The organism is Streptomyces sp. NPDC090106 (assembly GCF_044747265.1).
Lineage (GTDB): Bacteria > Actinomycetota > Actinomycetes > Streptomycetales > Streptomycetaceae > Streptomyces.
Genome location: NZ_JBIVDS010000009.1, coordinates 48,692 through 56,964 on the forward strand (window position 1 = coordinate 48,692; position 8,273 = coordinate 56,964).

Below are 8,273 nucleotides of genomic sequence, written 5' to 3' on the forward strand. Positions count from 1 at the left end.
GTGCCGGTGCCGGTGGATCACAGCAGCTTCTGGTCGCGGGCGCGGCGCACGGCGTCGCCGCGCCGGTTCACCGCGAGCTTGCGGTACAGGCTCTTGAGGTGCGTCTTGACCGTGTTCACCGAGACGTACAGGTCGGCGGCGATCTCCTCGGTGGACATCATCCGGGCCAGCCGCTCCAGTACGTCGCGCTCGCGTCCGCTCAGTTCCACCGGGACGAGCGGGGCCGGGGCCGGCTCCGGCCCCGCCCTCTCCCCGTGTGACGGCGTGCCCGGCGTGAGCCAGCCCGCCGCCAGCTCCTTCAGCGGGGCCGTGGCCAGCAGGGGCCCGATCCAGGGCCCGGCGTCCAGGAAGGGCCGGCGCAGGCGCTCGCGGCGGGCGTCCAGGAGGGCCCGCGCCAGGAGCCGGTGAGCGGTGGTGGAGTCGCCCGCCTCCTCTGCGGCCCGGGCCCGCACCAGTGCCGCCCGCACGGTCACGGCCGGCCCCGTCCCGCCGTGGGTGTGGATGCTGTCGAGCAGGTCGAGGGCCGCCTCGGGGCGTCCGGCGGCGAGCTGGATCGCCGCGGCCTCCACGGCACAGGCCGGCTGGTCACCGCTGACCCGCTCCAGCACCTGCGCGGCCTCCTCCGGCCGCCCTTCGGCCAGGTGGGCGGCGGAGACGACGATCGCTTCATGGCTCGCCGCCCAGGGGGAGGCGACGGCGCCGGAGACGGTCGCGTCCGCCGCCTCGACGGCCGCGCGCGCCTTGCCCCGGACCAGCAGGAGCCGGGCCGAGGCGAGGGCCCGGCCGGCCATCGGCACCGGGTCGCGGGTTCCGGCCGTCGACCGGGCCGTCTCGTCGAGGAGTGCCTGGGCCCGGTCCAGTTCGTGGCGGTCCACGGCGACGGCGGCGAGCACCAGCCGTCCGATGTCGGCTCCGGCCCCGGCGCCGGAGCCCGGAGCGGCGCCGGGCGGCTGGGGAAGACCGTCCTGCTCGGCCTCCGAGACCGCCGCCAGGGCCTTGCGCTCGGCCCGGCCGAGCCAGCCGTTCAGATAGTCGAGCAGCGCCAGGTGCGCCCGGGACTCCTCGCGGGGCATCGCGGTCAGGGCCCCGTCGTGGGCACCGGCCACCGTGGTCAGGGCCTCGCGCGCGTCCTCGAACCGTCCGGCCCACAGACGCACCGATCCCAGATGGGTCAGCAGCAGGGCGGGGAGTTCGGGGTGCTGGTCCAGCAGGTGCCGCGGGATGTCCCGGCGCAGCGCGTCGGCGGCCTCGGCGGCCTTCTCGGCCCGCGGGGGGCATCCGGTGAGACGGGCGGCCAGTACGTCGAGGAGGGCCAGGCTCAGCCGGGCGGCTGCCCGGTCGGGCGCGTCCGCCAGCTGTTCCTCGGCGTGGCGCAGGCTCGCGAGAGCGTGATCGACGTCGTGCCCGGCCAGCGCACGAGCGGCCCGCACGAGGTCCGTCTCGGCGCTCCCGGCGCCGGGGGCCATCGAGGAGAACAACTGGGTGAGGTCGTCGGCGTGCGGCCCGGTGAAGATACGGCCGATCGCGAGGTCGTCGACGAGGGCACCGGCCGCGACGTCCCAGTCGCCCGCGGCGGCGCCGTGCGTGACCGTCTCCGGCAGGAATCCGGACCTGCGCAGCCACAGCGCGGCCCGCCGGTGGAGTTCCGGCTCCAGGCCGGGCAGGCGTACGCGCAGATGGGCCCGGAGGATCTCCCCGAACAGCGGGTGGAGCCGGTACCAGCGGTGACCGAGGGGCTCGACGAAGGCGTTCGCGCGGTGCAGCCCGTCGAGCAGGGGTTCGGCGTCGGTCCGGCCGGTCAGCGCGTTGGCCAGGTCGGGGCAGAAGCGCTCCAGCACGCTGACCCGCAGCAGCAGGTCCTGTGTCTCCTCCGTCTGTCCTCTGAGGACCTCGGCCAGCAGGAAGTCCGCGATCGTGCTGCGCTCCGCCTCGAACTCCTTCAGGTAGAGCTCCGGATCGGCGCTCTCCCGGGCGGCCAGCGCGGACAGCCGCAGGCCGACGGCCCAACCCCGGGTGCGGTCCACCAGGGCGTGCGCGGCGGGGACCGGGAGGCTGAGACCGTGCAGCTCCAGCAGGTCGGAGGCTTCCTCCGGGGTGAAGGCCAGCTCGGCGGCGCGGATCTCCGTCAGGTCGCCGGCCGCGCGGTACCGGTGCAGCGGGAGCAGCGGTTCCGTGCGGGTGACGAGGACGAGGTGCAGCCCCTGCCCGGCGTGGTGCAGGACGAACTCCAGCTGCTCGGCGATCTCCGGGGCGATCACGTGGTCGTAGTCGTCGAGCACGAGCACCGCGGGGTGCTCACGGTCGTTCAGTTCGGCGGCGAGCGTCGCCAGCAGCCTGCCGTCCACCCGGGGCGGGTCCGCCGGCAGCCCGACGGGGCTGTGCGCCGGTGCCCCGGCGGCGCGCAGGGCCTGGACGACGTAGGCCCAGAACACGCCTGGATGCCGGTCCCCCGCCTCGACAGCGAGCCAGGCGACCGGCTGCCGCAGCCCGTCCGCCCAGTCGGCGACCAGGAGGGTCTTGCCGGCCCCGGCCGCTCCGTTGACCAGGGTGAGCGGTGTGCGTAGGGCCTGGTCGAGATGGCCGAGGAGCCGCCGGCGGCGCAGGAAGGTGGCGGGCTTCGCGGGGAGGGCGAACCGCGTGCGCAGGAACGGGTCCCCCAGGGGATCGGTGCGGGGATCGACCGGGACCGTCGGCCCCTGGCCTTCCCCGAGGATGTTCTCGGCCACGCTCGTCTCACCACCCTCCGCCTCGTCCATCGGAGCCAGGTCATGGGCGGCGCTCTCCTGTCCAGGATCTCAGCCATCCCGGCGGCGCGCGCGGCGCGGCGTCGCCGGCCCGTCCACCAGCGCTGACGGCACGGAGGCTACTGTCCGGTACGTCGCTCCGGTGCGGGACGGCGACCGCCTCGCGCCCCGGCGCCCGGCCACGCCCCTCGTTCCTGTCCGCGCACCGCCCGCGTACGATGCCGCGCGACCAACTCCCTCGTCCCACCGTTCACTTCGGCCCTCGCGGAAGCCTTCGAACAGCAGACAACGAACAGGGAAGAGTCTGAGCCAAAGCGTTGACTCCCCTTCGCTAACTTAGAGTAGCCTTGCCTAAGTTGACCCGTGTCCGGAGGGTGCTGGTGAGAGCTGGGGAGCTGTCAGGGCGGGATGTCCTGACGCGTTCGGTCAAGGGACAGGCGCGGCGCCTTGGCGTCGGCGCGGCACTGGGATGTCTGCACCAACTGGGGGAAGCCCTGGTGCCGGTGCTCATCGGTGTGGTCATCGACCAGGCGGTGGCCGGTCAGGACGGCGGCAGGCTGGCGCTGTGGCTGGCCGTGCTGGCCTTCATGTACGTCTGCCTGTCCTGGAGTTTCAGGCTGGGCGCGCGTGCCGGTGAGCGGGGCGCGGAGGAAGCCGCGCACCAACTGCGCCTGGCGATCATGCGCCGGGTCCTGGACGCCCGGGGCGGCGCCGAGGAAGGGCGGCTGCCCGGCGAGCTGGCCAATGTCGCCACGGAGGACGCCAAGCGGGTCGGCGCGGTCAACATGGCCGTCATGAGCGGCATCTGGGCCGTCGCCGGTGTCACCGTGAGTGCTGTCGCCCTGCTGGTCACCTCGGTGACGCTCGGCCTGATCGTGCTCCTGGGCACGCCTGTGCTGCTCTGGCTGGGGCATCTGCTCAGCAAGCCCCTGGAGCGGCGCAGCGAGGCCGAGCAGGACCGTGCCGCCCACGCCTCGGGCGTCGCCGCCGACCTGGTGGCCGGGCTGCGCGTGCTGAAGGGACTGGGCGCGCAGGGGGCCGCGGTCGAGCGCTACCGGCGCACCAGCCGGGTCTCGCTCGCGGCGACCCTGCGCGCGGCGCGGGCCGAGGCCTGGCAGACCGGCCTGGTCCTGGCCCTCACCGGCGGGTTCATCGCGCTGATCGCGCTGGTCGGCGGACGGCTGGCCCTCGACGGGTCCCTCACCCTGGGGCAGTTGGTGTCCGCGGTGGGCCTCGCGCTGTTCCTGCTGGGCCCGTTGGAGACGTTCGCCTGGGTCAACGCCGAGCTGGCCCAGGGCCGTGCCTCGGCCGCCCGGATCGCCGAGGTGCTGGCCGCCCCGTCCGCCGTCGTGGACGGAACCGACCCGGTGCCGTCCCCGGTGCGCGGGGAACTCCGCCTGCGCGGCGTGCGGTTGGGCGGGCTGGACGGCATCGACCTCGACCTGCGGCCGGGCGTGCTGACCGGGATCGCGGTCACCGATCCGGCCTGTGCCGACGCCCTGTTGCGCTGCCTCGGCCGTGAGACGGACCCCGAGGCGGGGTCGGTCGAACTGGACGGGGCGCCGCTCAGCGGTCTCGATCCGGCGGCACTGCGCGAGGCGGTGCTGGTGGCGGCCCACGACGCGGCCCTGTTCGAGGGCTCGTTGGCGGAGAACGTGAACCTGGAGGACAGGACGGCAAAGGGCGGGGCGCCACAGGGCGGGACGGCACCGGACGTGGAGGTCCTGGACGGGAAGCCCTTGGGCGGGAACGCCTCCCAGGAGACCCCGCCCCTCGACCTCCGCACGGAGCGCGCTCTCGCCGCGTCCCGGGCCGACGAGGTGGCCCGCACCCTCCCGTACGGTCTCGCCACCGGCGTGGGCGAGAGCGGACGGTCGCTGTCCGGCGGGCAGCGTCAGCGGGTCCTGCTGGCCCGGGCGCTGCGCGCCGAACCCTCCGTGCTGGTCGTGCACGATCCGACGACCGCCGTGGACGCGGTGACCGAGGCGCGGATCGCCGAGGGGCTGCGGGAGATCCGCGAAGGGCTCACCACGGTCGTGGTGACCAACAGTCCGGCGCTGCTCGCCGTCACCGACCGGGTCGTCCTCCTCGACGAGGGCCGGGTCAGGGCCGAGGGCACCCACCTGGAACTGGTGCGGACCGACGCCGCCTACCGGACGGCGGTCCTGGCATGACGACAGACCGCCCCCGCAGCACACCCGAGCCCGACCCGACGCCCGGATCGACCGCCGCGCCGGTCCCCGGCCCCCGCCCCTCCCCCGCCACGGAGCCCACCCTGGACACGCATCGGCCCGCGGACGACCCCACCGCCGCCCTGCGGCCCGGCGCCGGCATCGGCGGTGACCCCGCCGACCGTGCCCTGCTCCCCACGGCGACCCCCGCGCGCACCCGGGCCGCCGTGCTCGAACTGCTGCGCCCGCACCGGCGGTTGGCCGCCGCGGGCTTCGGTCTGATGGTGCTGGCGACGGCCGTCGGGCTGCTCACCCAGCCGCTGCTGGGCCGGATCGTCGACGTGGTCACCGAGCGGCGCCCCGCCGACGCGCTCACCTGGCCCGTGATCGCGCTGGCCGCGGTGGGCGTGGTGCAGGGGGTCACCACCGCGCAGGGGATGGCACTGGTGTCCCGGCTCGGCGAGACCGCGCTCGCGCGGCTGCGGGAGCTGTTCGTGGAGCGCGCGCTGTCGCTGCCCCTGGAGCGGCTGGAGCGGGCGGGCTCCGGCGACCTCAACTCCCGGGTCACCCGGGACGTCTCGCGGGTCGCCGAGGCCGTGCGCACCGCGCTGCCCGAACTGGCCCGCTCCGCCCTGTCGATCGTGCTGACGCTGGTCGCGCTGGCCGTGCTGGACTGGCGGTTCCTGCTGGCCGCGCTCCTCGCGGTGCCCGTGCAGGCGCACACCGCGCGCTGGTACGTGCGCAACGCGGTCCCCCTGTACGCGAAGGAGCGGATCGCCACCGGTGCCCAGCAGCAGCAGTTGCTGGACAGCATCGGCGGGGCCCGGACCGTACGGGCGTACCGGCTCCAGGAGGACCACTCCCGCAAGGTCGAGGCGCGCTCGCGCGGTGCGGTGGAGCTGACGATGAGCGGGGTGCGGCTGGTGCTGCGCTTCTACAGCCGGCTGCACATCGCCGAGTACATCGGGCTGGCCGCCGTCCTGCTGACGGGTTTCCTGCTGGTGCGCTCCGGTTCCGCGTCGGTCGGCACGGCCACCGCCGCGGCGCTGTACTTCCACAGTCTGTTCGGCCCGGTCAACACGGCGCTGGTCCTGCTCGACGACGCCCAGTCGGCGACGGCGGGACTGGCCCGGCTGGTCGGCGTGGTCGACGAGACTCCCCCGGCGGCCCAGGACGCGGAGGGCGAGCGTGCCGCCCGTCCCGGGGACCCGTCGGTGGTGCTCACCGCCGTCGTCCACGCGTATCTCCCGGGCAGGCCCGTCCTGCACGGTGTCGACCTGGAGGTGCGGCCCAAGGAGCGGGTCGCCCTGGTCGGCACCACGGGCGCGGGCAAGACGACCCTGGCCAAGCTGGTGGCGGGCGTGCACCGGCCGCAGACGGGCCGGGTCGAGGTCGGCGGGGCGCAGCCGGACGAGGCCGGGGGCACGGTGGGACTCGTCACCCAGGAGGTGCACGTGTTCGCCGGACCGCTCGTCGACGACCTGCGGCTGGCCCGCCCGGACGCGAGCGAGGAGGAACTGCGCGAGGCCCTCGCCTCGGTGGGTGCCCTCGGCTGGGCGGAAGCGCTCCCGGAAGGGCTGGACACCGTGGTCGGGGACGGCGGTCACCAGCTCACCGCCGACCGCGCCCAGCAACTGGCGCTGGCCCGGCTGCTGTTGGCGGACCCGCCGGTCGTGGTGCTCGACGAGGCGACCGCGGAGGCGGGCAGTTCGGGCGCGCGCCTGCTGGACGAGGCCGCGGAACAGGCCCTGCGGGGCCGTACGGCGCTGGTCGTCGCCCACCGTCTGAGTCAGGCCGCGACGGCCGACCGGGTGGTCGTGATGAGCGGCGGCCGGGTCGTGGAGAACGGCACGCACGAGGAACTCCTCACCGCCGACGGGCCGTACGCGGCCCTATGGCAGGCCTGGTCCGGCAGTCGCTCCCCCGCGACGGAGCCGGCCGGCGAACACCCCTGACCCCACAGCTGCCCCCCATTCCACCGTGACGAACAGAAGGATCACCCGATGCCTCGCGCCACCAGAGCCTCCCGCCTGACGGGACTGCTCGCCTCCGTACTCCTGCTCGCGGCGACAGCGGTCGCCTGCGGTTCCTCCGACTCCGACACCGACTCCGACACGGCCTCGTCCGGGTCGACGGGCTCGTCCGCCGCGGCGGGCGCGTTCCCCGTGACGGTCGCCCACAAGTTCGGCAGCACGACCATCGAGTCCGAGCCGAAGCGGGTCGTGACCGTCGGTCTCACCGACCAGGACGCCGTCCTCGCGCTGGGCACGGTGCCGGTGGGCACCACGGAGTGGCTGGGCGGGTACAAGGGCGCGATCGGTCCGTGGGCGGAGGACAAGCTGGGCGGCGCCGCCGCGCCCACCGTCCTCAAGGACACCGGCACCGGCCCGCAGGTGGAGAAGATCGCCGCGCTCAAGCCCGATCTGATCCTGGCCGTCTACTCGGGGCTCACCAAGGCCCAGTACGAGAGCCTGTCGAAGTTCGCGCCGGTCGTCGCCCAGCCGAAGGAGTACAACGACTACGGCGTGCCGTGGCAGGACCAGACCGAGATCATCGGCAAGGCGCTCGGCAAGGCGGACCAGGCCAAGACGCTGGTGGAGGGCGTCGAGGCGAAGTTCACCGAGGCCAAGAAGGCCCACCCCGAGTTCTCGGGGGCCACGGCGGTCATGGCGACGCCGTACGAGGGCACGTTCGTCTACGGCAGCCAGGACGTGCGCTCGCGCATTCTGTCCGACCTCGGTTTCACGCTGCCCAAGGACCTCGACAAGGTGATCGGGGACACGTTCGGCGCGAACATCAGCAAGGAGCGCTTCGATCTGCTCGACCAGGACGTCGCCGTGTGGATCGTGCCGGACACCACCTCGGCGGTGACCAAGCTGCACAGCGAGAAGGTCTACGCGGATCTGAACGTGGTGAAGGAGGGCCGTGAGGTCTTCGTCCCGGAGACCAGCGACTACGGCAACGCGGTGTCCCTGTCGACCGTGCTGAGCCTGCCCTATGTCATCGAGCGCATGGTGCCGCAGCTGACGGCGGCGGTGGACGGCAAGACCGCGACCAAGGTGGAGCAGCCGGCTTCCTGAGCACGCGGAAGGGGGGCGGGTCCGGTTCGGCACCGGGCCCGCCCCCCTCTTTTTGTGTGCGGTGGGTCAGGAGCCGTCGACGAGGCTCTTGGGCCGCATGTCCGTCCAGTGGGTCTCGATGTGGTCCAGGCACTCCTGGCGGCCGGCCGGGCCGTGGGCGACCGTCCAGCCCGCCGGGACGTCCACGAAGTCCGGCCACAGGCTGTACTGGCCCTCGTCGTTGACGAGGACGGTGTACACGCCGTCCGGGTTCTCGAACGGGTTGCTCATCTCAGGGA

General features: G+C 74.2%; 5 protein-coding genes. 3 read left to right on the forward strand and 2 right to left on the reverse strand.

Annotation, left to right across the window (positions count from 1 at the left end; translation table 11 throughout):
* Positions 1 to 17: 17 nt before the first annotated feature.
* Positions 18 to 2,756 carry a LuxR C-terminal-related transcriptional regulator gene (locus ACIPSE_RS27815; protein WP_401667385.1) on the reverse strand — a complete coding sequence of 913 codons (2,739 nt, stop codon included), beginning with the start codon at positions 2,754 to 2,756 and terminating at the stop codon, positions 18 to 20.
* 368 nt (positions 2,757 to 3,124) lie between these two features.
* On the opposite strand from ACIPSE_RS27815, the gene ACIPSE_RS27820 reads away from it, so the two are divergent.
* The 3 genes from ACIPSE_RS27820 to ACIPSE_RS27830 are packed head-to-tail and all read left to right on the forward strand — an operon-like array spanning position 3,125 to position 7,995.
* Positions 3,125 to 4,918, forward strand: a complete 1,794-nt coding sequence (locus ACIPSE_RS27820) for an ABC transporter ATP-binding protein (RefSeq protein ID WP_401667387.1) — start codon at positions 3,125 to 3,127, stop codon at positions 4,916 to 4,918.
* Entirely contained in the window at positions 4,915 to 6,870 is a 1,956-nt protein-coding gene (locus tag ACIPSE_RS27825) for an ABC transporter transmembrane domain-containing protein (protein WP_401667389.1), read from the forward strand. Before ACIPSE_RS27820 ends, ACIPSE_RS27825 begins: the two co-directional genes overlap by 4 nt.
* 48 nt (positions 6,871 to 6,918) lie before the next feature.
* The gene (locus ACIPSE_RS27830) at positions 6,919 to 7,995 is read left to right on the forward strand and encodes an iron-siderophore ABC transporter substrate-binding protein (RefSeq protein WP_401667392.1); all 1,077 of its coding nucleotides are present in this window, start codon (positions 6,919 to 6,921) and stop codon (positions 7,993 to 7,995) included.
* A 66-nt stretch (positions 7,996 to 8,061) separates the two neighbouring features.
* On the opposite strand, the gene ACIPSE_RS27835 is transcribed toward ACIPSE_RS27830, so the two are convergent.
* Complete coding sequence (locus ACIPSE_RS27835; RefSeq protein WP_401667394.1) at positions 8,062 to 8,265, reverse strand: MbtH family protein; 204 nt, start codon at positions 8,263 to 8,265, stop codon at positions 8,062 to 8,064.
* Positions 8,266 to 8,273 lie beyond the last annotated feature (8 nt).